Raw genomic sequence first — 769 nt, 5'->3', positions numbered from 1 at the left:
TGGTGCCACGACCACCAACGATTTCTTGGGTGGCATCTTCCAAATAGTTCAGGTCATTAATAATCATTGCTTTGCTCCTGGTTGTAAGTTAGTTGCTTGTGGCAACGTTTTGTTTTCTGTATTTAATCTAACCAGACTAATCACAGCGTTGTTGCCATTTTGGCAGATTCTGATTGATGACTCGGAAATTTCTCATGACATGATTCGCCTGGTTTTTTGCCAATAAAAAACTTCATTCATTACACCAAATGCAAATGAATGAAGCCCACTCTAGGCTTTTGCCTGAGAATCTAGTTGTTTTTTATGAATAAAAAGAATTCGGCTACATCTCTGGTTCAGTAGTTAAAAGACTTGTTGCCAGCTAGATTTTTCATTTACATAGCTAATTTTATAGAGTGCAAATCCTTTGGATTGCCAAATTGGCAGATTTTTTAGTCAGGACTTACACATCTGTCTCAAAAGTTCTGCGTGAAAAGCTTGCTGGTTGCCGTTCAGGGGGGCATAGGGGGCGAGGATACTTCTGTGACACCCTCGCCCCCGCTATCATCGGTGCTGGGATTTGGCTCAAACAACAGCGCTGCCAGATAGACGCAGAGATACTAGCTGTAATCTGGCCTGGGCTCAAGACATAGTCTTGCCATGATGGCATCAGCTGTGTTACAATCGACCTAAATTGACAAAAGTGCTGAAAACTATTTATACGTAAAGCTTTCAGCAATTTTGTCATATATTATTATTGCTAGGCAGAGTAGAGTAAAAGATCGCCCAA

General features: G+C 41.1%; 1 protein-coding gene. It reads left to right on the top strand.

What is annotated here, in order from left to right:
- Window positions 1–226: hypothetical protein (locus MiSe_RS49420; protein ID WP_226594937.1), on the top strand; the 226-nt coding region annotated here is incomplete at its 5' end.
- Between the last annotated feature and the right edge of the window lie 543 nt (window positions 227–769).

Source organism: Microseira wollei NIES-4236, from assembly GCF_020521235.1.
Lineage (GTDB): Bacteria > Cyanobacteriota > Cyanobacteriia > Cyanobacteriales > Aerosakkonemataceae > Microseira > Microseira wollei.
This window is presented reverse-complemented; position numbering and strand designations above follow the sequence as displayed.